1 protein-coding gene is annotated in these 325 nt (G+C 65.8%); it reads left to right on the top strand.

The window, feature by feature from the left end; translation table 11 throughout:
- Window positions 1-136: 136 nt before the first annotated feature.
- On the top strand, window positions 137-325 hold a 189-nt coding region (locus JT719_RS24440), incomplete at its 3' end, for a transposase (protein ID WP_278251900.1).

Here is a 325-nt window from a genome sequence, read left to right as displayed (position 1 = left end):
TGGGCGCGCTCCGGCGCCCCCTCGGGCTTACGCCCCTGTTCCTCGTTCATCTTCTGACCTCCGGTTGCGGTTCATTTTACCGCAGCCAGCTGTCTCATCGAACCGGGCAGCAACCCACACGACCAAGGACACCACGATGACCGACGACAGAATGGCACTGATCGAGCAGATCCAGAAGAGCACGGATGGCGATTTCCTGCGCGCCATCGCCGAGCACACGCTGCACCGGCTGATGGACTTCGAGGTCGAGGCGCTGATCGGCGCCGCCCGGCATGAGCGCAGCGACACGCGCACCACCCACCGCAACGGCTCGCGCCCGCGTCAG

It is taken from the genome of Sabulibacter ruber, from assembly GCF_017355955.1.
Classification (GTDB): domain Bacteria; phylum Bacteroidota; class Bacteroidia; order Cytophagales; family Hymenobacteraceae; genus Nibribacter; species Nibribacter ruber_A.
Note: the sequence above shows the minus strand (reverse complement) of the source record. Positions and strands in the feature narration are given on the sequence as shown.